The sequence below is a fragment of the Parabacteroides sp. APC149_11_2_Y6 genome, assembly GCF_054506995.1.
In genome coordinates this window covers 995,633-1,022,570 of record NZ_CP173709.1, presented here as the reverse complement: position 1 = coordinate 1,022,570, position 26,938 = coordinate 995,633, and the positions used below count along the sequence as shown (strand labels likewise).

The 26,938-nt window shown below is 41.0% G+C and carries 19 protein-coding genes and 1 pseudogene; 8 read left to right on the top strand and 12 right to left on the bottom strand.

Annotated elements, in window-relative coordinates; translation table 11 throughout:
• Nucleotides 1–106: 106 nt before the first annotated feature.
• Nucleotides 107–2,695 (bottom strand): ATP-dependent chaperone ClpB, encoded by a 2,589-nt coding sequence (gene clpB / locus ACGE0T_RS04170; protein WP_459189282.1) that lies wholly within the window; start codon nt 2,693–2,695, stop codon nt 107–109.
• A gap of 290 nt (nt 2,696–2,985) precedes the next feature.
• Here clpB and ACGE0T_RS04165 point away from each other — a divergent pair, with 290 nt between their 5' ends.
• Nucleotides 2,986–3,399 carry a DUF5856 family protein gene (locus ACGE0T_RS04165; RefSeq protein ID WP_459189281.1) on the top strand — a complete coding sequence of 138 codons (414 nt, stop codon included), beginning with the start codon at nt 2,986–2,988 and terminating at the stop codon, nt 3,397–3,399.
• 94 nt (nt 3,400–3,493) lie between these two features.
• Here ACGE0T_RS04165 and ACGE0T_RS04160 read toward each other — a convergent pair whose 3' ends face one another.
• Nucleotides 3,494–6,283, bottom strand: a complete 2,790-nt coding sequence (locus ACGE0T_RS04160) for a fibrobacter succinogenes major paralogous domain-containing protein (protein WP_459189280.1) — start codon at nt 6,281–6,283, stop codon at nt 3,494–3,496.
• Between the two features lie 706 nt (nt 6,284–6,989).
• Nucleotides 6,990–7,541 (bottom strand): NADH peroxidase, encoded by a 552-nt coding sequence (locus tag ACGE0T_RS04155; protein WP_122278397.1) that lies wholly within the window; start codon nt 7,539–7,541, stop codon nt 6,990–6,992.
• Between the two features lie 157 nt (nt 7,542–7,698).
• Here ACGE0T_RS04155 and ACGE0T_RS04150 point away from each other — a divergent pair, with 157 nt between their 5' ends.
• The 7 genes and pseudogenes from ACGE0T_RS04150 to ACGE0T_RS04120 all read left to right on the top strand — a co-directional run bounded on the left by ACGE0T_RS04150 (nt 7,699) and on the right by ACGE0T_RS04120 (nt 18,634).
• Nucleotides 7,699–8,757 carry a class I fructose-bisphosphate aldolase gene (locus ACGE0T_RS04150; RefSeq protein WP_459189279.1) on the top strand — a complete coding sequence of 353 codons (1,059 nt, stop codon included), beginning with the start codon at nt 7,699–7,701 and terminating at the stop codon, nt 8,755–8,757.
• Nucleotides 8,758–8,975: 218 nt separating this feature from the next.
• Entirely contained in the window at nt 8,976–9,512 is a 537-nt protein-coding gene (locus ACGE0T_RS04145) for a C40 family peptidase (protein WP_459189278.1), read from the top strand.
• A gap of 104 nt (nt 9,513–9,616) precedes the next feature.
• Entirely contained in the window at nt 9,617–10,891 is a 1,275-nt protein-coding gene (gene serS / locus ACGE0T_RS04140) for a serine--tRNA ligase (protein ID WP_459189277.1), read from the top strand.
• Nucleotides 10,892–11,101: 210 nt separating this feature from the next.
• Nucleotides 11,102–12,781, top strand: a complete 1,680-nt coding sequence (locus ACGE0T_RS04135) for a hypothetical protein (RefSeq protein WP_459189276.1) — start codon at nt 11,102–11,104, stop codon at nt 12,779–12,781.
• Between the two features lie 190 nt (nt 12,782–12,971).
• Nucleotides 12,972–13,832: pseudogene (locus ACGE0T_RS04130) on the top strand (alpha/beta hydrolase); the annotation flags it as partial.
• A 36-nt stretch (nt 13,833–13,868) separates the two neighbouring features.
• Complete coding sequence (locus tag ACGE0T_RS04125) at nt 13,869–16,523, top strand: glycoside hydrolase family 78 protein (RefSeq protein ID WP_459189275.1); 2,655 nt, start codon at nt 13,869–13,871, stop codon at nt 16,521–16,523.
• Nucleotides 16,524–16,552: 29 nt separating this feature from the next.
• On the top strand, nt 16,553–18,634 hold the full coding sequence (locus ACGE0T_RS04120) for a glycoside hydrolase family 172 protein (protein WP_459189274.1): 2,082 nt from the start codon (nt 16,553–16,555) through the stop codon (nt 18,632–18,634).
• A 71-nt stretch (nt 18,635–18,705) separates the two neighbouring features.
• On the opposite strand, the gene ACGE0T_RS04115 is transcribed toward ACGE0T_RS04120, so the two are convergent.
• From ACGE0T_RS04115 to rplU, 9 genes are all read right to left on the bottom strand, one after another.
• Nucleotides 18,706–21,141, bottom strand: coding sequence for an FAD-dependent oxidoreductase (locus ACGE0T_RS04115; protein WP_459189273.1), 2,436 nt, complete (start codon nt 21,139–21,141; stop codon nt 18,706–18,708).
• Nucleotides 21,142–21,210: 69 nt separating this feature from the next.
• Entirely contained in the window at nt 21,211–21,576 is a 366-nt protein-coding gene (locus tag ACGE0T_RS04110; protein ID WP_459189272.1) for a MarR family winged helix-turn-helix transcriptional regulator, read from the bottom strand.
• A gap of 151 nt (nt 21,577–21,727) precedes the next feature.
• Nucleotides 21,728–22,705: a dihydroorotate dehydrogenase-like protein gene (locus tag ACGE0T_RS04105; RefSeq protein ID WP_459189271.1), complete on the bottom strand. Its 978-nt coding sequence runs from the start codon at nt 22,703–22,705 to the stop codon at nt 21,728–21,730.
• A gap of 87 nt (nt 22,706–22,792) precedes the next feature.
• Nucleotides 22,793–23,461 carry a YggS family pyridoxal phosphate-dependent enzyme gene (locus tag ACGE0T_RS04100; RefSeq protein WP_459189270.1) on the bottom strand — a complete coding sequence of 223 codons (669 nt, stop codon included), beginning with the start codon at nt 23,459–23,461 and terminating at the stop codon, nt 22,793–22,795.
• Entirely contained in the window at nt 23,458–23,955 is a 498-nt protein-coding gene (locus tag ACGE0T_RS04095; protein ID WP_459189269.1) for a DUF4494 domain-containing protein, read from the bottom strand. Before ACGE0T_RS04095 ends, ACGE0T_RS04100 begins: the two co-directional genes overlap by 4 nt.
• Before the next feature lie 278 nt (nt 23,956–24,233).
• Nucleotides 24,234–24,695 (bottom strand): nucleoside-diphosphate kinase, encoded by a 462-nt coding sequence (gene ndk, locus ACGE0T_RS04090; protein ID WP_459189268.1) that lies wholly within the window; start codon nt 24,693–24,695, stop codon nt 24,234–24,236.
• Nucleotides 24,696–25,063: 368 nt separating this feature from the next.
• Entirely contained in the window at nt 25,064–25,687 is a 624-nt protein-coding gene (locus ACGE0T_RS04085) for a master DNA invertase Mpi family serine-type recombinase (protein ID WP_459189267.1), read from the bottom strand.
• Between the two features lie 334 nt (nt 25,688–26,021).
• Nucleotides 26,022–26,288 (bottom strand): 50S ribosomal protein L27, encoded by a 267-nt coding sequence (rpmA, locus tag ACGE0T_RS04080; RefSeq protein WP_459189266.1) that lies wholly within the window; start codon nt 26,286–26,288, stop codon nt 26,022–26,024.
• Nucleotides 26,289–26,310: 22 nt separating this feature from the next.
• Nucleotides 26,311–26,628, bottom strand: coding sequence for a 50S ribosomal protein L21 (gene rplU / locus ACGE0T_RS04075; protein ID WP_459189265.1), 318 nt, complete (start codon nt 26,626–26,628; stop codon nt 26,311–26,313).
• Between the last annotated feature and the right edge of the window lie 310 nt (nt 26,629–26,938).

Sequence of the window (26,938 nt, the reverse complement as noted above, 5' to 3'; positions counted from 1 at the left end):
GCTATAATTTTCAAGACAATATATACAAACATACATAAAATCCTCATGCCATAAAAAAAACAGCCCGACAATCAGCCGGACTGTTCTTTATATAGACTCGATTCTATTAGTTTTTAAACACCAGATCCTCTCCGTTCCGGTCTATTGTAATCGGATGTTCCTTGCCTATCTTGCCGGCAAGGATTTCCTTCGACATCTCATTCAGCACATATTTCTGAATAACTCGTTTTACAGGACGGGCACCAAACTGTGGGTCATATCCCTTGGATGCGATAAGATCGAGGGCAGCATCCGTAAAGTTAAGTGCAATGCCATTCTGAGCCAACATCTTTTTCACGCTATTCAACTGAAGAGTTACAATCTGCCGGATTTCCTCTTCATTCAACGGTGTAAACATGATAATGTCGTCAATACGGTTCAGAAATTCCGGACGTATCGTCTTTTTCAGTAATTCCAACACCTGTATCTTTGTCTCATCCACTACCTTATCATGATTTTCAGGAGTGATCTTCTCAAAGTTTTCACGAATCAAAGAAGACCCCATATTGCTGGTCATGATGATAATCGTGTTCTTGAAGTTGACAACACGCCCTTTGTTATCTGTCAGACGTCCATCGTCCAATACCTGCAAAAGGATATTGAATACATCCGGGTGAGCTTTTTCTATCTCATCGAACAATACGACAGAATAAGGTTTCCGGCGGATTGCTTCCGTGAGCTGGCCACCTTCTTCATATCCGACATATCCCGGAGGTGCTCCAATCAGACGAGTGGCGCTGAATTTTTCCTGATATTCACTCATATCGATACGCGTCATCATATTCTCGTCGTCAAACAGATATTCAGCCAAAGCCTTTGCCAACTCCGTTTTACCGACACCTGTGGTACCGAGGAAGATAAATGAACCTATCGGGCGCTTCGGGTCTTGCAAGCCGGCACGACTACGGCGCACTGCATCGGAAATAGCTGTGATAGCTTCTTCCTGACCGATTACGCGGGCATGCAATTCGGATTCCAGACGGAGCAATTTCTCTTTCTCACTCTGCATCATTTTGCTGACGGGGATACCAGTCCACCGGGATACCACATCGGCTATATCTTCGCTGTCCACTTCTTCTTTAATCATGGCAGCAGTTCCCTGCATCGTTTTCAGCTTCTCCTGAACGTCCTTGATTTCTTCTTCTTTCTGTTTGATTTTTCCGTAACGGATTTCGGCTACTTTACCATAGTCGCCTTCACGTTCCGCCTTGTCAGCTTCAAACTTCAGGTTCTCGATATCGATTTTATTCTGCTGTATCTTGTTAATCTGATCCTTTTCGTTCTGCCATTGGGCTTTCTGCTTGGTTTCCTCCTCTTTGAGGTCTGCAATTTCCTTATTCAGTTGTTCCAGTTTAGCCTTGTCATTTTCACGCTTGATAGCCTCACGTTCGATTTCCAACTGTTTAATACGGCGGGAAACTTCATCCAGGGATTCCGGCACAGAGTCTATCTGCAAACGCAGACGGGCTGCCGCCTCATCCATCAAGTCGATAGCCTTGTCGGGAAGGAAACGGTCGGTAATATAACGGGATGACAACTGAACGGCAGCAATAATGGCATCATCTTTAATACGTACCTTATGATGGTTTTCGTATTTCTCTTTCAGACCACGCAGAATAGAGATTGCATCCAACTCATCCGGTTCGTCTACCATTACAATCTGGAAACGGCGTTCAAGCGCTTTATCCTTTTCAAAATATTTCTGGTATTCATCCAAGGTCGTAGCTCCAATAGAACGCAATTCACCACGTGCCAATGCCGGTTTCAAAATATTGGCAGCATCCATGGCGCCTTCTCCCTTTCCGGCTCCTACCAATGTATGGATTTCATCAATAAAGAGGATAATCTCACCTTCCGATTTGGTAACTTCATTAACTACCGCTTTCAGACGTTCCTCAAACTCTCCTTTATATTTGGCTCCTGCAATCAGGGCACCCATATCCAACGAGAATATTTGTTTGGATTTCAGGTTTTCCGGTACGTCGCCACGTACAATACGGTGTGCAAGCCCTTCGGCAATCGCAGTCTTACCGACACCCGGTTCGCCGATTAAAATCGGGTTGTTCTTTGTACGCCGGCTCAGGATTTGAAGCACACGGCGTATTTCATCATCACGTCCGATAACCGGATCGAGCTTACCGCTACGTGCGCGTTCATTTAAATTGATTGCATATTTACCCAATGCATCATACGTTTCTTCTGCCGACTGGCTGGTCACTTTATTACCTTTGCGCAACTCGTCGATAGCCTGCTGAAGTTCTTTTTCCGTAACCCCGGCATCTTTCAATATCTGTGAAGCTGTACTCTTCTCTGTAAATAAGGCAAGAATAATAGGTTCCAGCGATACATACTGGTCACCCATCTTGGAAGAGTAGCTGATTGCTTTCTGTAATATGTTATTTGCCTCGCTCGACAAATAAGGTTCTCCCCCGGATACTTTCGGCAACGAACTGATTTGCGCATCCACCACCCGGTTCAAATTCTGGATATTCACGCCCAATTTCTGGAAAATGAAATTGGTAACGCTTTCACCCGTCATAATGACACCTTTCAGCAAGTGCACAGCTTCGATAGCTTGCTGCCCGTTTTCGGCAGCAAGTTGGACAGCCTGTTGTACTGCTTCTTGTGATTTAATTGTGAAATTGTTTAAATTCATATTGTTATACTCCTTTCTATTCTTTTTTATTATTCTAATTTTTATCTATATTTCAACAAAACAGATACCAAAGCTTAAAACTGACATTTTGTCTTACATTATCACTCTGGTAAAGGAGAACCTTTGTCGAATCGTCTTCATTTACGACATAAATACCATAAATAAGAACGTAAAGGGAACAAAGCAGGCAAGAAAAAAGTTCGTAGTAAAACAGCATGATTTTTTATAAACTTTCTTGCAGGGTGTGTTGTTCTAACTACGCAAACAGAAAATACAAAACTAAAATGAGTATGAGTACAACATCAGTAAAAAAATCAGAACAGGCAACAATGCAATCTTCCAATAAAGAAATTGCAATGTTTGTAGGACAACTTTTCGCCTTTAACAACAGTTTGAAACTTTTCCACTGGAGTGTAACAGGGGCAGGCAGTTATGCCAAACATATGTCTTTGGATGAAGCTATCGGCTCCCTGACCGATGTATTAGACCGTGTTACCGAAACAACTATTTCACTTGTCGGAAATTTGCAAATTACGATTCCCGAAACAAAAACACCGGTCGACATCGTTAAGCATGCTACTGATTTCTACCAATATGTAGAAAAACACAGAGATTTATTCCCTGAAGCATTCTCACAGTCAGTCCTCGACGACTACCAGGAAGCTATCCAGCAATTAGTTTATAGATTGGTTAGATTGCAATAACAAACAATAACCACTAGTGGCAAAAGCGCCATCCACCTGAAAAATACAGGTCGGTGGCGCTTTTCGTCTTTTAGCAAAGATAAAAAAACAGCTTTTAATCCCGAATGCACCGGACAGCAAAACCTTCTCCACGCGGGGAACTCTGAAAAAAGATTGTTCCACTATTAAAAAAGACTTCCCTCGATGGAGTCGAAGACCAATAACGTCCCTTCCCCCCAAAATAAGAATTTAAGCCATCTACATAGCTACGTCCGCCTCCTGCCGGCAAAATTATTTGCGGACAATTTGCATCTGCATTGATTTTCAGCAACCCACCGGCATATTCCCCCGTTCCTAACGTTTTAAATTCATTTTCAGTCGGGACACGCCAACCCGAAGGACAGGGATCATTCTTCCCATTTTGCCAAAGGCTTGCATCCTCAGGAGTTATCCAATCTTTACCTTTGTAAAATACATTATTATCAGGAGTCGAACTACTTTGGGGACCATTTTGAACAGGGCCTCCTCGCAATGTATAATCCCTACGCCCCCATTGGTAAAGATAACCAATCCCGTCAGTATCCGTCCCGCTGGCCGGGATACTATTTGCACCCAAATTAACAGGAGCCCACCAATAGCTACCCTTTTTGATTGCTGTATAGTACGGACTACCACCTCCTGCCGGATGACCATAATAAGAAGCTCCCCGCCAGATGGTATAAGATTTAATACTGCTTCCTTTATGTTTAATATTTACTGTCGCTTTATGGAGCTGGTATTCGGCATCGGTTCCGGTCGATTCATTGACAACAATATGGTATGTATATTTGCGGCGGTTATTTTCTATCTCTGTCTTTTCAAGTTTAGAGCCATTTAGCCAAACATCGCCTCCATTTAAAGAAGAACAATATGAATTGTCATAGGTAGTAGACAGTTCCGGAGCTGTAAACATGCTGTAGAATGATACGGTCATTGTTTTTCCGCCGGTTCCTACACGATATCCATAAGAGGGATTGTATTCGTCCTGTTCGGTAATATCATCTGCCAACCAAGGGGCTGGTTCGCTGAAACTTACAGTAACAGGTACTTTTTTGTCATCCGCCATGCTATTAATAATTTGAATGGTTTGGTTTGTGGGTACTGTTGTCGGAAAACCTTCTTTGGAGGGGTCAAGCGTTACGGTATAGGAGAAATCGTCGGCGGTACATTCCGTCTTGTCAAAAGTCAGCCACTCCGGACCGCTTATAATAGAGCCTCCTACACAATTTCCTGCAATTGTTATGGATGGAATATTACTATCCGCTTCTGCATTGAGTGAGGCAGAAGCAGGAGTGGATAGCGTTGGAGCCTGAAAGTCAGATATAATGAAAACAACTGTTTCATTCCCGCTCATCGTATCTGTAAAACGTAAAATAGCTTTGGGATACTGTTTCTTGGTATAATCGGCTTTCAGGCTGAATTTATACTGGAAACCCGCCGTTGCAGCTTTAGTAGTTGTTTCTACCGGTCCGCCTACTTCGAGCCAGTCATACTGTTGTGCATTCAATCCGCCTTCATAGGTTTTCTGTACGGTCAAAGGAGCATTATTGTTCAGGGTAAGGTCGAAGTTGCTACCGGTTTCCATTGTCATGGTAACAGTACGGGTATCAGCATCATAAGTCGTTTTATCTTTAAAGGCTTCCGGGGTTTCCAATGTAATACTACCGTCTGTTCCTGCGTTCGGGTCGTAGTTGTCGATATTGCCGCCCTCATCCCATTCGTCCACATCCAGCGTAAAATCCAGGTGATATTCATCTGCTTTTGTGATACCTATAGTATACCGGTGGTTGGCATTGATTTCCAATTTGACAGAACCGCCGTCGGCTGTTGGTTGAACAAATGGGATATGGTAAGATACTTCTTTTGCCTCTGTTTTGTTTATCCGGTAGGTACCATTCAATATGAGATAGCCTTTATCTTCCGATGGACTGGGGTAACAGTAGAAAGCCGATACCTGTAAGCCTTCATTCGCTTTATCTCCTTCAAAAATACTTTTAGGATAGGTAATTAAATCATCATCCGCTGCAGGAGACGTGCCATATACTTTGACGGGAAAGAAGGAAACTCCTTTCCGTCCGTTTCCCATCGAGATAGATTCCAGATGGAATTTAGATTCGTTTTCCTTATTGCTAACATCAAAGCGAGCCATTGTACGGGTCATTTTAAACCCTACCTGTACACGTGCAGAAGAACCGAAATCCGTTAAGTCGATAGGAGTTGTTTGTGCGCCGATCATAGGAAGAGGCAAACCTAATGCCTCGGAAGCAGCGGTTAATAGAGGAGAGTGGAATTTGCAGAAATCCTCTTCGGAAGGGGTTCCGTCATTCAGAATGCCTGTCTCCATATCATAAGTAAGCGGCGCGAAATAAGTATTTGCTACCGGATTTCCATCTACCGGATTAATCAGTTCCGTTTGGTTAGCAATGCAATAAAGGCGAACAAACAGTCCTTTTTGTAGTTCCAGTAATGCGGTAGTAGTGGCATTATCCGTACTTGGTGTAAGGTTAAGTTCTTTTGCTCCTGCCGGAAGAGCCGAGCCGTCCTGACGGTAGGCAAAGCGTTCGCGGAAGGTATAAGCATCGCCTTCAGCTTTAGCTCCGAATACATATACATCGAGGGTTACAATCTCATTCTCTGCTTCGGTGGCAATGGGGGCATCCGCTTTAGTTGTAGCTTGAGTCTCCGCTTTGGTTGTTTTTACTGTGAGTTTGTTCTTAAAGGAAAGTAATATCTCCCGTCTGTTCGCACTGCCTGTTCCATCTGTGGGAATACGGTCTGTCTTGTCCAATTCTGTCGTACAGGATGTCAGCAATACGGCAGCAAGCAGATATATACTTGCTGCGAGTACCTGTAGTTTTGTTTCCATATTATTTATATTTAGTAGTTCGTGCCATTATTACCCTAGTCATACTATCAACCTATTAAACATAGAATCTATTTTGTTTCCATAATCATCTAAGACTTTTTAAATCAGCAGTATCTTTTTATAAAGGATATAAGTTCTATGTAGACTAAGTTAAAAATAAGGCAGAATTTCAAAAACAGCAATCTCTGAAAGGCGTTATCAATCATATATTTTCAGGGCACAGCAGTTTCCTATATAAGTATTTATTATTAAATATCAGGCATTTACATAGCTAATATATGGCAATTTGTTTATATATTTGTAGTGTTTTAACTTAGTCTACATAGAACTAAGTTTTTTATTTTTTCATACTATGTTTTTTCAATTCATAACTATGTTTTTTCAAATTCATAGTTATGATTTTCGAAAACCATAACTATGAATCCCCAAAAACTATCTTACAATTCAGAAATGGATTGATGCTCCCGGAAAACACACGGAATGGTAAAAGAAGGGTTTCTTGGGAGAAACCACTTATTGGAGTACAAGTACATCCGGAAGTGAAAAATAATGCTTGGATATTTTCTCCATAAGGTTGGTATTTAGCAGAACATGATAAAAGCCATTACTTCTAGGCCCGTACGTAAAAACACCTTAATCGAAAAAAAAGGCGTACCCCCTAATGGAATACGCCCTCACCGTTTTCTCAGTTAACGAATTTACAGAATTATTTGAAATAACGATTATACAGACCTTCGAAGCCTTTGCCGTGACGGGCTTCATCCTTACACATTTCATGAACTGTGTCGTGGATGGCGTCCAGGTTTTGTTGTTTAGCCAGAGTAGCAATACGTTTTTTATCTTCGCAAGCTCCAGCTTCAGCTTCCATACGTTTTTTCAAGTTAGTCTTTGTATCCCAAACCACATCGCCTAAAAGTTCTGCGAATTTAGCTGCATGTTCAGCTTCTTCCCAAGCATAACGCTTGAAGGCTTCCGCAACTTCGGGATAACCTTCACGGTCAGCCTGACGGCTCATGGCAAGATACATACCGACTTCTGTACATTCACCCATAAAATGGGCATTCAATCCTTCCAGGATTACAGGATCAACACCTTTAGCAACGCCAAGAACATGTTCGTCTACAAACTGCAAAGCACCTGTAGTTTCTACCAATTCTTTGAACTTACTTTTCGGTTGTTTACATTGAGGACAAAAATCAGGAGCTTCATCTCCTTCGTGAACATAACCGCACACTGTGCAAATCCATTTCTTTTTCATATACGTAAAATTAATTTTTATTGGTTCCGTGATGCAAATTTAACGAAACAATCCATAAAGCCTTGCAAACATTGATAAATATATTCTATCTGTTAATTGACAAAAACTATAGAACTAATCCCGAGTAGCTTATGTTATATTTTAAAAGTCTACAACTATGGATACTTCAAAAATTATAAGTTTATTAGGTGATGAAAGTGAATTTCTGCTAAACCACTCTTGCAAAACAATTGATAAATCGCAGATACACATACCGTCTCCTTCCGTTATTGACGATATTTGGACACAATCGGACCGTAACCTCCCGACATTAAATAACCTGCAAAGGATTTTAGGACACGGACGGCTGGCCAATACCGGTTATGTGTCCATTCTTCCGGTCGATCAGGATATCGAACATACGGCTGGAGCTTCATTTGCTCCCAATCCGATTTATTTCGACCCGGAAAATATTGTAAAACTGGCTGTAGAAGGTGGTTGTAATGCAGTTGCTTCCACATTTGGTATTTTAGGCTCCGTAGCCCGCAAGTACGCGCACAAAATACCATTTTTGGTAAAAATAAATCATAATGAACTGCTTACCTACCCTAACTCTTACAACCAGATCTTGTTCGGTACGGTAAAAGATGCCTGGAACATGGGTGCCGCCGCTGTTGGCGCTACGATTTATTTCGGTTCCGCCGAAAGCCGCAGGCAAATTATTGAAATTGCCGAAGCCTTTGATTATGCACACGAACTGGGCATGGCTACTGTACTCTGGTGCTACCTGAGGAACAGTGACTTCAAGAAAGACGGTGTTGATTATCATGCGGCAGCCGACCTTACCGGACAAGCTAACCATTTGGGAGTTACCATTAAAGCCGATATCATCAAACAGAAATTACCGGAAAACAATGGCGGATTCCCTGCCATCAAGTTTGGTAAATACGACCAGAAGATGTATACGGAACTGGCAACCGAACACCCGATAGATATGTGCCGCTATCAGGTAGCCAACAACTATATGGGGCGCGTAGGATTGATTAACTCCGGTGGAGAATCGCATGGAGCATCCGACCTGAAAGATGCCGTATATACAGCGGTCGTCAACAAGCGTGCCGGAGGTATGGGATTAATCAGTGGTCGCAAAGCATTCCAGCGTCCGATGAAGGATGGTATCGAGTTGCTCAACTCCATCCAGGATGTCTATCTGAATCCGGATATTACAATTGCCTGATAAAATATAAAAATTTCCCCTTTTCCATTTTTCATAAAACTGGATGAGAATGTCGTTCGATCCCCGACGGACTGTTGTCTGCCCCGGGTCGAACTTTCGTTTGAAGCAACTCTGATAGCCATTCGGGAACCTCAAATAAGAAAGATAGCCCTTACATTTTTACCACAGGTTTGAGGAATTTCTTATCTTTACCCCAAAGAATATACATTAAAACAAGAATGAAGCACAAATACTATACCTATATATTATCCATTTTCTGCCTGCTTTTATTGATTACAGGCTGTAAAAGCAAACAACAAGAAAAAATAACTCTGCCTGCGGATTTCAAAGGGCCCAAGGAACTTTCCAGATTATATGGTGTGAACATCACACCGAATGACAATATTTTTCTTTACAACGAAGGAGCCCATTGGCTTGGTACGCCCCACCGGATGGGAGGAAGCACCAAAAGAGGAGTGGATTGTTCCGGTTTTGTCGGCATTGTTTACAGAAATGTTTATGGGAAAAAACTGGCACGCACTTCTGCCGATATGCTCAAACATAACTGTAAAAAAGTAAGCCGGGGTAATCTGAAAGAAGGTGACCTGGTATTTTTCCGTACAGGAAAAAGCAAAAGAAAAGTACCTACCCATGTGGGCATTTATCTGAAAAACGGAAAATTTATCCATACCAGCACATCCGGAGGAGTTATGGTCAGCAGCCTGAGCGAACCATACTATATGCGAACCTGGCTGACCGGAGGAAGAGTAAAATAATATGATAATATTATAATAGTAAAATATTATAGTAGTGAATAATGATATCCCGTGGTTACTTTTTTATGTATATTTGCACCTCAAATAAAAACATCATATAAAGTATGTTGACGCTTAAAGTAATTACGGAAGAAACAGACCGGGTGATACGGGGTCTGGAAAAGAAACACTTTAAAGATGCAAAAGAAAGCATCGCAAAAGTGATTGAACTGAACGATAAAAGACGTAGTGCACAAACACAATTAGATAACAACCTGGCAGAGGTGAACTCCACTTCCAAACTTATCGGTTCGCTGATGAAAGAAGGGAAAAAGGAAGAAGCCGAAGCTGCCAAAAAGCGTGTTGCTGAAATCAAGGAAGCCAGCAAAAGCCTTCAGGCTGAAATGGACCAAGCTGCCGAAGATATGCAAAACTTGCTTTATACCATCCCGAATATTCCTCACGAAAGCGTACCGGAAGGAAACGGTGCCGAAGATAACGTCGTGGAAAAAATGGGGGGTATGGAAACCGAACTTCCGAAAGATGCCCTCCCCCACTGGGAACTGGCGAAAAAATATGATTTGATAGATTTCGACCTGGGTGTTAAAATCACAGGGGCAGGATTTCCTGTTTATAAAGGACAAGGTGCACGTTTACAGCGCGCTTTGATTAATTTCTTCCTGGACGAAGCACGTGATGCCGGTTATCTGGAAATTATGCCTCCTACGGTTGTAAACCAGGCTTCCGGTTTCGGTACCGGACAGTTACCTGACAAAGAAGGACAAATGTACCACTGTAACCTGGATGATTTGTATCTGATTCCGACCGCCGAAGTTCCGGTAACAAATATCTATCGTGATGTTATTCTGGAAGAAAAATCTCTTCCGATTAAGAATTGTGCTTACACACAATGTTTCCGTCGCGAAGCAGGCTCTTATGGTAAAGATGTTCGCGGTTTGAACCGCCTGCATGAATTTTCAAAAGTTGAAATCGTTCGTATAGACACACCGGAACATTCTTACGAATCTTTGAAAGAAATGTTGGCTCATGTGGAAAGTTTGTTGGTTAAATTGGAATTGCCTTACCGCATTCTTCGCTTATGTGGTGGCGATATTAGTTTTACCGCTGCTTTATGTTTCGACTTCGAGGTGTATTCCGAAGCTCAGAAACGCTGGTTGGAAGTAAGTTCTGTTTCCAATTTCGAAAACTATCAGGCAAACCGACTGAAATGCCGTTTCCGTGGAGAAGACAAAAAGACTCAGCTTTGCCATACATTGAATGGTAGCGCATTGGCTTTACCGCGTATCGTTGCAGCATTGCTTGAAAATAACCAGACACCGGAAGGTATCCGCATACCGAAGGCTTTAGTTCCCTATACAGGCTTTGATATGATTAAATAGAAGATTATCAAACGCACACAGGCGTTGATTTATACAAACAATTTTGATTCTGAACAAATTAGTTTGTATAAATCAACGCTTTTTGTTTTTGTTTAGCCTCTGTAATATGAACTTTTGTAACATATTCTCTTCAATATATGAAAAAACTGACTAATTTTAGAGCGTTTTTTAGACCACTTTAGACCATTATTCACATTACAAATAACAAAAATGAATCGAAAAATTACATTTTGTCTACTAGTATTGTCAACCATTACTTTCGGTTGTTTTAGTTCGAATCACATTGAAGGGAAGAAAAAAGGAGATGCTCCCCGGATTATCAACATCGTTAATTTTATCAGACAAACAGATTATCGTCTGGAAAACTCGGATGCACTTTTGTTTGAAACTGTCAAAAAACAAATAGAGCTGGTCAATAAATATGATTTTCCAGCAACATTCCTATTCCAATACGATGCGCTTATTAATCCGGAATATCAAAAGTTGATGAAAAGCCAGTTGAGTTCCAAATGTGAAATCGGAGCCTGGTGGGAAATCACCCAACCCCATGTAGAAGCAGCCGGAATAAAATGGCGTGGAGAACATTCATGGGTATCTACAGCCAATATTGCCTTTACTCCGGGATATACGCTGAAAGAAAGGGAACAGCTGGTTGATGCTTACATGAAAAAATTCAAAGAAATTTATGGCAAATACCCTAAATCCGTAGGTTCTTGGTTCATAGATTCCCATACTTTGGAATATATGTATGAAAAATACGGAATCGTAGCATCTTGCAACTGTAAAGACCAGGTTGGTACCGATGGGTACACTTTATGGGGTGGCTATTGGAACCAGGCATATTATCCAAGTAAGAAAAATGCTTATATGCCAGCCCAGACTGCCGCAAATCAAGTACCCGTGCCCATCTTCCGAATGTTAGGCAGCGACCCGATGTACCAATATGACTCAGGAGTAGGTACCAACTATCAGGGGGTTATCACGCTTGAACCTGTCTACAAAGAAGGCGGAAAAAATAAAAAATGGGTTGAATATTTTCTGGAATCTATCGTCGACGAACCTTGTCTGGCATTCAACTATGCACAAGCCGGACAAGAGAACTCATTTACCTGGGAAGGCATGGGCGAAGGTTTAGAAATGCAATTTCCGATGTTCGACACTTTAAGCAAAGCAGGTAAAATCAGATTGGAAACAATGGAACAATCCGGTACCTGGTTCAAAGAACAATTCTCCACGACTCCGGCAACAGCAATCACAACACTCGCCGATGTCCGCAACGAAGGTAATAAGTCTGTATGGTATAACAGCCGTTATTATCGCTCCAACCTCTATTGGGAGAAAGACGGATTCTGTTTCAGGGACATCCATTTATTTGATGAAAATTACAAATCGGAATATCTGGACACCCCGGGTACCGGAGGACAGTTTTTCTATTATACTTTGCCGGTTGTTGACAGGTTTTACTGGAGTACCCCGGAAGCAAAAACCGGGCTTAGAATCGTGAGTATAGATAAAAACGGGAACAAAAAAGAAGTCGTATTGACAAACCCTGTTGTTACCGAACCCTCCGAAACAACATTAAATGTTGAATCCGCAGATGGAAACGGAAATAATTTTATTTTTGCATTTAACGAAGATAAAATAAAGATTTCATGCAAAGCTAAGGATAAAGATTTTAACTGGATGCTCGAATTGAAAGTGCCGCAAGACCGAATAGACCGGTTGCCTTTCAAAAATTTCGAAAAATCTTCGATAAACTCTGAATTCAGAGGCTTTAATTATAAAATATCATGTGGAAAGGGCAATATTATCAAAGGCAACAATACGGATTATGTACTGAGGTTCGTTCCTGCCGGAAATAAACTGGTAATTAACTGTACCACAAAATAAATTTAACGGTTAACGGAATTTCACTTCTAATCGGATTTATATAAAAGAGCTTTACCTCTTTACCTTATTAGAAGATAACGGGATAAAGCTCTTTATTTTATTCGATAGACAGGTTAAGGATATCCGTCTGTTACAAAAAACAGGCAATAGAGAGTTTCATACAAAATACGGTAAACTATAATTTAATATTATGAAAACAATTACATCTTTATTCATCCTCTGGATATTTCTTTTTATAAACAATCCAGTAGCAGCTCAATGTACGGCGAAAGAGTTCAACGTTGATTTATGGACGAACGGGCTTCCTAATACCAATGGAATAGACCATACGCCTTTCGATGATAATATCCAGAACTACAAACCGTCATTACGTGTCTTTTTACCTCAGAAAGAAGTAGCTACCGGACGCATCATCATTGCTTGTCCCGGAGGTGCTTACGGAGGATTGGCATACAACCATGAAGGGTATGACTGGGCTCCTTTCTTTAACGAATTAGGCATTGCATTTGCTGTCTTAAAATATCGCATGCCCAGAGGCGTTAAAGAAGTTCCTTTTTCCGACGCAGAAGAAGCAATCCGGTTGGTAAAGGAAAATGCAAAAGAATGGAATATAAATCCAGCCGATATAGGCATTATGGGGTCTTCTGCCGGAGGACATCTGGCTTCAACCATTGCGACCCATATCAAACAGGATTTACGTCCCGCCTTCCAAGTCTTGTTTTATCCTGTAATCACCATGGATAAATCTTTTACCCATATGGGCTCTCGCGATAATTTATTAGGAAGAGATGTATCCCAGAAACTCGAAGAGTTATATTCAAATGAAAAACAGGTTACCAGCGAGACTCCAAGAGCATTCATCGTTTTCTCCGATGATGACGATGCCGTCCCTACAAAAAACGGAACATATTATTATTTAGCCCTAAAAGAAAAGAAAGTTCCGGCATCTCTGTACATCTATCCTTCCGGAGGACATGGCTGGGGTTGCAACAAAGATTTTAAATACCACAAAGAAATGCAACAAGACCTGAAAGCATGGCTGGCAAGTTTTTAAAGACAAACGATTTCAATGACTAATAAATATTATATGAACAAATTATTATTACCACTAGTGTTTTTATCTTTTTCGAGCATCGGATTGGTACAGGGACAATCGCAATGTACCCCTTCCAATCTAAAGAGTGACCACTTGGAAAATCCAATCGGAATAGATAATCCTTCTCCCCGGTTATCATGGAATATAGATGATACCAGAGCGGGAGCCAAACAAACTGCCTACCAAATACTTGTAGGCACAGATTCCCTTGATGTCGTTTCCGGCAAAGGAAACCAATGGGATACGAAGAAACAAACAGCAAGTGATATTTTAGTTACCTATGCCGGAGAAAAACTGTCTCCCTATACCAAATATTACTGGAAAGTAAAGGTTTGGGATATGGAAAATAAAGAAAGTACCTCTTCTGTCAATTCCTTTGAAACCGGTATGATGAATATCAAAAACTGGCAAGGTGCCTGGATTGGCGACGGAAAAGATATTAACTATGAACCAGCCCCTTATTTCCGTAAACAATTCACAGCAAATAAAACAATAAAATCAGCCCGTGCCTATATCGCAGTAGCCGGATTATATGAATTATATATCAATGGGGAAAAGATTGGAAACCACCGTCTTGACCCGATGTATACCCGTTTCGACAGGCGTAACCTTTATGTTACCTATGATGTAACCGAACAACTTCAAAACGGGAAAAATGCCATCGGTGTACTTTTAGGCAACGGATGGTATAACCACCAATCCAAAGCCGTATGGGATTTCGACCGGGCTCCCTGGCGTAACCGGCCTACATTCTGTATGGATCTTCGCATCACTTATAGTGATGGTAGCGTAGAAACGATACCCACTGACCTTAGCTGGAAAACATCTTCCGGCGCATTGGTTTTCAACAGTATTTATACTGGGGAACATTATGACGCCCGCCTGGAACAGAAAGGATGGAATACACCCGATTTTGACGATTCCCAATGGCATGGGGTCGGATATAGAGGAGCTCCTTCCCAAAATGTAACAGCACAGCAAATTCGTCCGATTCATAATGTACTGACTCTTCCTGCCAAGTCTGTCAACAAAATAAACGACCATACTTATGTATTTGATTTCGGTCAGAATATGTCGGGCGTAACTAAAATAAACGTATCCGGAGAAGCCGGAACGGAAGTCAGAATCAAACATGGAGAACGATTGTTTGATAACGGACGTATTGACATGTCTAATATCGACGTGTATTACAGAGGAGATAAAGAAAAAGATCCTTTCCAAACAGATATTCTAATACTGAGTGGTAACGAGGATGAATACATGGCAAAATTCAATTATAAAGGTTTCCGCTATGTGGAAGTTACCAGCGACAAACCGATTGAACTCAATCAGAACAGCCTGACTGCCTACTTTATGCACAGTGATGTTCCTCCCGTGGGAAATATCAATACCTCCAGCGAACTGATAAACAAATTATGCTGGGCTACCAACAATGCCTATCTGTCGAACCTGATGGGATATCCGACCGATTGCCCCCAACGTGAGAAAAACGGATGGACAGGAGACGGACATTTAGCTATCGAAACCGCTTTATACAACTTTGATGGAATCACAGTCTATGAAAAATGGCTTGCCGACCATCGGGACGAACAGCAACCGAACGGTGTCCTTCCTGATATCATACCGACCGGAGGATGGGGTTACGGAACAGACAACGGATTAGACTGGACAAGCACAATTGCCATCATTCCATGGAACCTGTACATGTTTTATGGAGACAGCAAACCTTTAGCTGATTGTTACGAAAACATCAAACGCTATGTTAACTATGTAGACCGTATCAGCCCGAATCATCTGACTATCTGGGGACGTGGCGACTGGGTTCCTGTAAAATCGCGTTCAAACAAAGAGCTCACCTCTTCTATTTACTTCTATGCCGATGCCAAAATTCTGGCAAATGCAGCTAAACTGTTCAATAAACAGGATGATTATAAACACTATACGGCACTGGCTGAGAAAATCAAAAATGCTGTTAATGAAAAATATCTGAACAGAGAAACAGGTATTTATGCAGACGGAAGCCAAACAGAACTGAGCGTCCCTCTGTTCTGGAAAATCGTACCTGAAGATATGATTGCCAAAGTTGCTCAAAACCTGGCTAAAAAAGTAGAAGAAGCTGGATTCCATCTGGATGTAGGTGTATTAGGAGCAAAAGCTATTCTGAATGCCTTGAGCGAAAACGGATATCCGCTGACCGCTTACAAAGTAGCCGCACAAGATACCTATCCTTCCTGGGGCTGGTGGATTGTCAACGGAGCTACCACCTTATTGGAAAACTGGGATTTGAAAGCAGAACGCGATATATCAGACAACCATATGATGTTCGGTGAAATCGGCGGATGGTTCTACAAAGGGTTGGGAGGTATTTTCCCTGATCCGGAACAACCTGGATTCAAACACATCCTGTTACGTCCTAATTTCGTAAAAGAACTCAAACATTTCGAAGCGAAACATAACTCTCCCTATGGAGAAATCATATCGAAATGGGAATGGAAAAAGAATACCATTTTATGTGAGATTGTTATTCCAGCTAACAGTTCTGCTACTCTCTATCTGCCAGACTATGTCAAAGGTGATAAGACAATGGAATTGGAAGCAGGCAAGCACCAGTTAAGTTTCAAGGTTGCTAAATTACCTAATAAGTAATAACAGAGATGAGAAATACATTCTGTTTTATGAAATCCTTCAAAGACATTTTTATACGGACAATCTGCCTGGGACTTTTATTCACCAGCGTTAGTTGTACAAAACCACAGCAAACCATTACTTTGGAATCACTTCTTAAAGAAATGGTTTCTGTGGAAGATTTGTCCCGTTTTCCGGAACCGTATTATACTTGTAAACAGGTTAGTAGTTACGACCGCCGTTCCATATCGGCCAACCAGCCCGGATGGTTTGCCAATGACGACGGATTCGGAGCGGTAGCAATAGATACTGTAGAAAATGTAGTGAAGCAAGTTCTGTTCGATGAAGAAGGACCGGGAGTAATCACCCGTATGTGGATAACGACCAACAATAAAAAGGGTGTATTCAAATTCTATTTTAATCACTCTGCGGAACCAGACTGGATTATTGAAGGTTTCGATTTGAGCAAAACAGGATTGCCCCTATTGGATGGCCTGGCTTTCAGACATACTCATTATAATGAAGAGGTTGAGAAAACCGGAGGAAATACACTTTTCCTTCCGATACCGTATGCCGAACATTGTAAAATAGTCTTTGAAAGCCCAGTAAGTATGGGACGTACTCCCCGGTATTATCATATCAATTACCGTACTTATCCACAAGGGACAAAAGTTAAAACATTTGATTTTGAAGAAGCTAAAACATTAGCACCTCTATTAGAATCTGTGACTTCTACCCTGCAACATCCGGTATCCAAGGGAAAGGAAATCAAGGAAAGTTCTTCACTGGCAAACGGTACAAGTATGCAATTGAATTGTCCGGAAGGAGAACAGGCCATACGGCAACTGAATTTCAATATCAACATAACCGATAGCAGCCTATATGCCGAAATAATGAGGCAACTGGTTGTCAAAGCGCAGTTTGACGGGAAAGAAACCGTTTGGGTTCCTTTAAGTGATTTCTCCGGTGGAGGTTTTGGCGCACCCTACGTAAAAAGCTGGTACCTTGATGCGGATGGAAAAGGTAATGTAACCGTACGTTGGATAATGCCTTACCGGAAACATGCGAATATCGAACTAATTAACTATTCCCAATATGAAGTGAAAGCCGGAATGAGTGCTCTCATTGATAACTACAAATGGGATGAACAACGTTCCCTTTATTTTCATGCAAGTTGGAAACAGGAAAACGCTATCGAATTAAGTAATAATCCGGAAGGCCAATGTTCTGAATGGCGTTTTGCCCAAATAGAAGGACGTGGTATATATGCAGGTGACCTTCTCACTCTCTTTAATCATTCCCCAGCATGGTATGGTGAAGGAGACGAAAAAATATGGGTAGACGATGACACATTCCCTTCTCATTTCGGTACCGGTACTGAGGACTATTATAATTGCTCCTGGGCTCCCGTTGTGCCATTCCATACCCCTTTCGGAGGCGCTCCGCGTGCAGACCTTCCCAGTTCGCATGGCTATAATGCATTTATGCGTACACGAAATCTGGATGTAATACCTTTCCGGAAAAAATTCATTTTCGACATTGAAATGTTATCCTGGCAGAAAGGTTCTGTAGATTATGCCACTACTATTTTCTGGTATGGAGATTACGATTCAAAAGCGGTTGGAACATCCGGCATCGACGAAGTAACAAAGACTCTTCTTCCCGCTCCTGAAAATCCGAGAAACTACAGCATTCCAAATTCCATTGAATTCGAAACAATGGATATCACAAATAAAACGCCCTCTTTGAGAGCAGAAAAACAAGGAATGTCCGGTTTCCCTGATGGAAAATGGAGCAGAGCGGAACATCTGCTTTTCCCTAATGGTAATGTCGGTGATTTTGTTGAATTCGAATTTAGTAATTTGGAAAATAAAAAATATAAGATGGTATTGTATGCGACTCTCGCCAAAGACTATGGTACCCTTTCTTTTTCTGTAAATGATAAGCCTACCAATGTTCGATTTGACGGATACAATGAGATTGTTACAAATTCCAAACCAATAAATCTCGGAATGTTCTATCCTGAATCAGGAAAAATTAAACTAAGAGTTCAGATAGCAGGCACTAACAAACAATCGCAAGGAGCAAAGTATATGTTCGGACTTGATTGTATACAGTTGCTTCTCCAATAAAAAAAGAATTACGCAGATTCCGGGATTCTAATATAAATGCCATGGAATCTGCGTAATTTATTATCTACCTGTTAAATGAAGAGATTGAGATTGGCTTCTTCCGCCCTTTCCAGATAAGAGGCGACTCCCCCTAAAGTAACATTATCCATCAACTCTTCTTTTTTCACTCCCATCACATCCATACTCATAGTACAGGCAATCATCTCGATACCGTTCTCTACAGCTTGTTCCATGAGGCTTTCCAGGCTATCGATACGTTTCTTTTTCATTATCAGACGCATCATCCAGCTTCCTGCTCCTCCCATATTCATTTTAGACAATTTCAGTTTTCCACTGTGGGCAGGAAGCATCCAACCGAACATTTTTCCAAATATATCTTTGGAAACCGATGGTTTATTCCGCTTTTTGATGACATTTAATCCCCAGAAGGTAAAGAACATGGTAACTTTCTTTCCGGTAGCAGCAGCACCATTAGCAATTACAAAAGAGGCAAGCGCTTTATCCAAATCGTCACTAAAGACAATCAAAGTCTTATTATCTGCACCCTGATTACGGGTAACCGGACAAGTTTCCGGTTGTTCATTCTTCCGGATAGTAGCAGCTACTACCCCATTCTTATTTTTCACTGCAACCAATTCCGCACCAACCATCTTACACCAGGCAGAAACATCTTTGCCGAATGCCTGGTCGGTTGCCGTTATCTGCAATTGTTCGCCGTCCTTCAATGTTTCATAACTCTTCTTCAGTTGAAGTACCGGTCCAGGACACATCAATCCGCAGGCATCCACCTTCAACACCATATCCGAAACAGGAATACATTCTCCACTATCTGCAGGGACACAAGGTTCTACATGCTTTACTTTAGCAGTTGCCACGTTCCAGGTTTTATATCCTCCGGATAGGTTACGGACATTTTTAAATCCGGACTGCGTAAGGATACGGTATGCCAAGTAGCCTCGCAGACCTACGGCACAGGTAACGACTATCGGTTTATCTTTCGGCAATTCATCCAAATGTTCACGCAATACATCTACCGGTATATTGATAAATCCCGGAATAGTCCCCAACTGGTATTCGTGGGGAGTACGCACATCGATACGGATTGTTTCCGGTTCCAGTGTTTCGATATCTCTCCAATGAATAATTCTTGATTTGCCCGACAAGATATTTTCTGCAACAAAACCGGCCATATTTACCGGGTCTTTTGCCGAAGAATAAGGAGGCGCATAGGCATGTTCCAAAGCTATCAGGTCTGCCACGGTACCCTTCCGCTGGATAACCTGGGCCAACATTTCTATCCGCTTGTCCACTCCGTCGAAGCCAACCACCTGTGCTCCCAACAAACGTCCATCCGTAGGAGCAAATAATATTTTAACAGACAAGGGCACAGCTCCCGGATAATATCCGGCATGGGATGCGGAATGTGTATAAGAAGATACATAAGCTATTTTCTCCCGCTTTAGTAATTTCGCATTCGCACCGGCCGTAGCAACAGTCAGGTCAAATATCTTAGCGATAGAAGTACCCATTGTTCCCTGATAAGTTTCCTTATTTCCGAAAACAATATTATCAGCAACTATACGTCCCTGCTTATTTGCTGGCCCTGCCAACGGAATAAGAGCCGGCTTGCCCGTTACCAAATGTTGTACCTCCACGGCATCACCTAAAGCATAAATATCCGTATTGGAAGTCTGCATATATGCATCAACGGCAATACCACCCAGCGAACCGATTTCTAGACCGGCCTCTTTCGCTAATTTTATTTCCGGACGTACACCGATACTCAATAATACCATATCCGCCTCAATTTGCTTACCGCTACGAAGATGGACCGTGACTTTTCCATTTATATCCTCAAAACGGGTTACTCCGTCTTCCAGGAACAATCCGATTCCTTTATCGGTCAGGTGTTGATGTACGATTGCCGCCATTGAAAAATCAAGGGGAGCCATCACTTGGTTCGCCATTTCGACCACGTCCACATGAACACCAGCTTCGTGAAGGTTTTCCGCCATTTCCAAACCGATAAAACCACCACCAACAACAACTGCACGACGGGGATTTTCCCGAACCAGATAATTTTTTATTGTATCCGTATCCGGTACATTCCGCAAGGTAAATATTTTCTTATGGTCTATCCCTTCTATCCGCGGGCGAAGCGGTTCTGCACCGGGAGATAAAACAAGTTTATCATAATTCTCCGTATATACCTCACCTGTAGAAAGTCGCCTCACTTCCACCTGTTTCTTCTCAGGATGGATAGCTATCACTTCCTGCTCCGTGCGGATATCAATACGAAAACGGTCGGTAAAACCTTTTACCGTCTGAACGAATAGTTTTTCACGGTCGCTGATTGTTCCCCCTATATAATAAGGTAAACCACAATTCGCATACGACACGTATTTTCCACGTTCAAACAAAACAACTGTCGCACTCTCGTCCATTCTACGCAAACGGGCAGCCACGGTTGCTCCACCGGCTACGCCTCCGATAATTAAATATTTCATTATTTGTCCTTTTATATTATTTATACTATACATATTTTCTATTAGAAACTATTTGGATAAAAAAAGGGATTACCCTTTTTCCATGCAACGCTGCAATTTCCCGAATAAGCCGTCAAAGCGCAATTCCGCATTCATCATCTGCCGTACTTTCTCTTTTCCGGCGGATGTCAGTGAGAAAAACATTTGCCTTTTATCCTCTTTATTGATATTCCGGCGGATATATCCTTTATTCTCAACCGAAGTTATCACCTTGGATACCCTCGAGTTCGACAAACCGATATATTCGCAGATGGTTCCGGCAGACTTTGTTTCTCCATCTTTTAGGCAACAAAGCAGCATGGCCTCATTGATTGTTATCTCATGCACGTCTGCAAATGCTTTCTCAAATTGGTATAACGTCTTATATATATCCTTTATAATGCAAATTGATTCCATATTTTTCTTTTGTTTGGTTGCAAAGATACATATTATTTCCAATATAAATAGTTTCCAGTAGAAAATAAATTATAAATAGAAATATATAAATGCAAAAAAGGGATATACTACAATGAGCATATCCCTTTTTTGCATTTTGATTTAAAATCGTTTAGTCCCTGTTTGAGAAGTATTTCATAAATTGGGAACGTTCATACATACTCTGATCGGGTACATTTGTGTAACTCAATTTACCGATAAACTCTTGTAAAGAGTGATAGTTTGCCTGATGCATCCATTCTTCAATACAAGTAAGCACCTGGGAAATGATTTCTCCGCCGTGTGTATAGACTGCACTACACATCTGAACGGCCGAAGCACCAGCCAACAAACATTTGATAACATCCTCCCAATCATGGATTCCAGTTGAAGAAGCAATACCGATACCCGGTACCTTTGCTGAAACAATACCGGTCCAACGTAATGTATCGCTCAAATCGGAATGATTACTGAAAACATTACCTGAAACTAATTGCATATTATTAATATCGATATCCGGCTGGTAAAAACGGTTGAACAGAACGACTCCATCCGCCCCGTTTACCTTTAAGATATTCACAAGAGCAGGAATATTTCCCACCATCTTGCTTATTTTCACCATAACGGGGATGGAAACCGTCTCCTTTACTTTACGGATAATGTTGACATACAGATCGCGCATAGCATCACAGTTGAAAGTCAACTCCGTTTCCATAAAGAATACATTCAATTCGAGTGCATCTGCTCCTGCAAGTTCTATCTGACGTGCAAAATCAATCCAGGCATCCGCCTTATAGCAATTGATGCTGGCAATAATAGGAATGGTACAGAGTTGTTTTGTCTTCTGGATTAATTCCAGATACTTGTTTACCAGATTAACCTTTACATATCCACGTATATAATCTGCTGCCTCCGGATAATCGGACTCTTGCATCAAGACATCACCCTGCATCTCTATTTGTTCTTCAAAAAGAGACTTAAGCACAATGGCACCCGCCCCTGCCTTTTCAAATTCCTTGTTTCTTTCCGGACTATTAGTCAAACCGGAACTTCCTACAATCAGCGGATTACGAAGCGTAAGTCCCGCATATTGAGTTTTCATGTCAATCATGTTCAGATTCAATTATATTCAACACTTACAAAAATAGATATTTATTTTATGGAATATCCTCCCCTGTTATTTAAAATGGTTAAAAACTCAGTACTCACGTTCACCGAAAATACTGGTTCCCACACGAATCATTGTACTTCCTTCGGAAATTGCAACCGGATAATCGTGGCTCATCCCCATCGATAATTCTTTAAAATCAGGATTTTCTTTAAAATAAGAAGCCTTCAATTCATCGAAAAGTGCACGCAATTGATGAAACTCCTGCCGTATCTTATCCGTATCGTCCGTATTGGTAGCCATTCCCATCAACCCTCCTATACGGATATTATGAAGGGCATCCAATTCGCCACTATCCAGCAAGTCGCGACATTCGTCCGGACTAAATCCATGTTTTGCTTCTTCTTCCGCCACATGAATTTCCAATAAAACACGGATGGCACGCTCATTGCGAAGTGCAAATTTATCTACCTCACGCAATAGTTTCAACGAATCTATACTTTGGACAGTATGGATGAAGGGAGCTATATCTTTTACCTTATTACTTTGTAGAGGACCAATGAAATGCCATTCTATGTCACCGGGCAACACCTTCTGCTTGGCTGTAAGTTCCTGGGCACGGCTCTCACCAAATACACGCTGTCCTGCATCGTAAGCTTCTTTCAAAGCCTCGACAGGATGAAACTTGGAAACCGCCACCAGCGTGACATCTACCGGTAACGATTTCTTTAGTTCAGTTATATTTTGAGTGATGCTCATACCTGTGGTGCTTGATTTTTTTGTTCGGCAATCCGTTCCTCTTCTGATTTTTCAGAAGGTACATTATTTGCATCGAAAGGGAAGACATCCATCAACTGGGTTTCTGCAACCGAAGCAATCGTATAGTCTGCCATAGTACCTTTCATCCCGTCTTCCAATACAGCTATCGCTTCCTTCAGGTTTGAAGCCTGTGCCAACATTTGTGCCGCTGTTTTTTTCTCGGCTCCACTCTTCTCATCCAAAGTGATAAAGTAGACTTTAATTTTGTAAAAACGGTCACCATTTTCATTGAAAAACAATTCCGACAGGCGGGCGCGTTTAATGTCTGTTACTGTAAACTCTCCGGTTATAAAAGGACGGATTTCCTCGATAATACGGGCCTCTGCTTCCGTAAATGACAAAGCATCCACCAGATAAGGTTCCGTTACTTTCTTCTGCATTCCATTCTCCAGGATTTTCTCAAAGGAGACTTTACATTCAAACCAGTTATGCATATCTTTTTTCGTTTAATATTGTCTATATTCTTGTTTTAATGCTGTACAAATATAGCTGCAATTCGGGAATAATACAACTGGGGCAAGATTCTTTAAGGTATTCTGAACTTTTCCACAAACGGCTTGTTATATATACGTAGTGTGTTTTTTCATGGTATTAGATTTTAGATTAGTAATTAGGTTGTTTTAGCTGGTTCGAGAGAATAAAGCTAAAAAGGTTCTAAAATATCAGAGCCGGAGAAGTTAAGCTGACTTAAGTTTCTCCGGCCCTTTTATTTTTAGAATTCGTCGTTTGCATACAAACTCAATAAATTATTCAGTTTGTAGTCATAAATCTCCGAATCATCAAAGAAACGTTTCAATTCCACCTCGGCTGTTTCCAGAGAGTCGGAAGCATGTACAATATTTTCCTGCACGCTCATACTGTAATCCCCCCGGATAGTACCCGGCTGTGCATTCCTTCCGTTCGTAGCCCCTGCCAATTGGCGTACAACATGCACCGCATCTATGCCCTCCCAGCAACACACGATTACCGGACATACCGCCATTGCATCTTTTACACGCTGGAAAAATGATTTTTCCTTCAGATGGGCATAATGTTCCGACAAAATTTCATCTGTCAGCCAGGTCATCTTCATACCAGCCAGACGCAAACCTTTTTTTTCAAAACGGGATACGATTTCACCAATCAAGCCACGTTGAATGGTACAAGGTTTCAGGATAACAAGTGTTTTTTCCATACTGTTTCTATTTTAAAGTTCCACAATCGTTCTTTCGCATAAGAAGAAACCACTTTGCCAAAGATAACATATTTATCTACTATAAATAAATTATAGTATAATAATCTATAAAACAAAGGGAAATAATACGTCCCAAGGAATATGGTTTCCAACAGACAATATGAATGGAACTTCTATTAGATAAAATTAAAAACACTTTTATTATCCGGCTTCCTATACTACAGACAACACTAACTTCTTCATTCAAAAAGATTTCACAGTCTATTCTCCTTGTAAAATACTTAATTCACATAAACACACATTTTAGCAAACAGTTTCTTGTTTCAATAATGATTAACATTCTGATAAATCAGTCGCAAAAGACTGATTTACTTAACATATCTATATTCCCTCCAGTTCGGATAAATAATCCGTAAGAAATCTCTTAAAGTCTGCCTGTTTACACCTAATTTCTGGCTGATTTCTTTCATTGAACGCTTTTCTTTTACCATTTTCAATATCAAGTTTTCTTTTCCCGTCAACTTATATTTTCCGCCTTCACCACCTCTGGGACGACCGAGTTTCACCCCTTCCAGCCTTTTGCGAGCCAAGGCTTCCCGGGTTCTCTGGGAGATAAGGTTTCGTTCTATCTCCGCACTCAAGCTGAAAGCAAAAGCAAGTATCTTACTATTGATGTTATTCCCCAATTCATATTTTTCTTTTACGGTCAATACTATAATATCCCGTTCCATACATTGATGAAGGATACTCATCACCTCCATCAGATTACGCCCAAGCCTTGATAGTTCGGTCGTAATAAGAATATCACCCTTTGAAACCTGCTTTAATAATCGACCCAACTGTCTGTCACGGGCATTGGTGGTACCACTAATAGTCTCTTCAACCCACTTATTTACTTTAAAACCCCGGACTTTCGAAAAGTTATTTATCTCGAAACGTTGATTTTCAGTACTCTGTTTATCCGTACTGACTCTTACATAAGCATACACCATAGTTCTGAATATTAATTGATTAGATAAAGATACATCCGAAAAGGAAAGGTCCGGGCGGGATTAGGAAATGCCAACTTTTTTTATTTTGCATGAAGAAGCCGGCAATTTCCCTTTTAACAAAGAAATATTGTAAATTAAACAAATACGCTACCTTATAATAAAAATAAGCTAAATTTCAAAAGAGAGTAAGCAGGCAGACGTATCATCCGATGCAAATATAAGGGATGTGTTATCTATAAAACGGGATTTCTTTTTATTTAAAAACGAAAGGGCATAAAAAAACAGGATACCCCTTGGGGATACCCTGTTTTCTATTTCGTGTTACAGAAATTACTTACGCTTCTGCTACTACTTCTTTTACAGAAACGAAAGATCTGTTTTCTTTACCTCTTTTGAAAGTAACAACACCATCAACCAAAGCATACAAAGTATGGTCTTTACCAATACCTACGTTTTCACCCGGATGATGAGCAGTACCTCTCTGGCGAACGATAATGTTACCGGCTTTAGCAACTTCGCCACCGAAAAGCTTAACACCTAATCTTTTACTTTGTGATTCACGGCCGTTCTTAGAACTACCAACACCTTTCTTATGTGCCATTTCTTCTTTTCTCCTTTAAACGTTAAGCAACAATTTCTTTAACACTCACTTCAGTGAACTGCTGACGGTGACCGTTCAATTTACGATAACCTTTTCTTCTCTTTTTGTGGAAAACCAGCACTTTATCACCTTTTACCAGCGGAGACAGTACTTCGCATACTACCTTTGCGCCATCAACAGTAGGAACACCTACCTTTACTTCACCATTGTTGTCAACCAACAATACTTTGTCAAACTCAACAACAGCACCGCTTTCAGCGTTCTGGATGTGGTGAACGAATAATTTCTTTCCTTGTTCAGCCTTGAACTGTTGTCCGTTAATTTCTACGATTACGTACATCTGTTTTTATTATTATAACAGGTTATGTCCCGGGGGTGGATACGCTTCATTGTATCACTTGTTTACCCTCTGCAGAATTTCAGTGTGCAAAATTACAGTTTCTCTAATTATTATGCAAATGTTTTATGGATATTTTTCGCTATATATGCTTTGGAATCAAAATACTAATACTTTCTCCTGAAAGAACTTTCATATTTAGTTTCTTCATCTAAATTCGTAAACAACAAATACGCAAGGGAATAAAATAATTAATTGTGTTATGAGCATTTCTATCATTTTGTATACCAAATAACAAAATATCAAAATGACA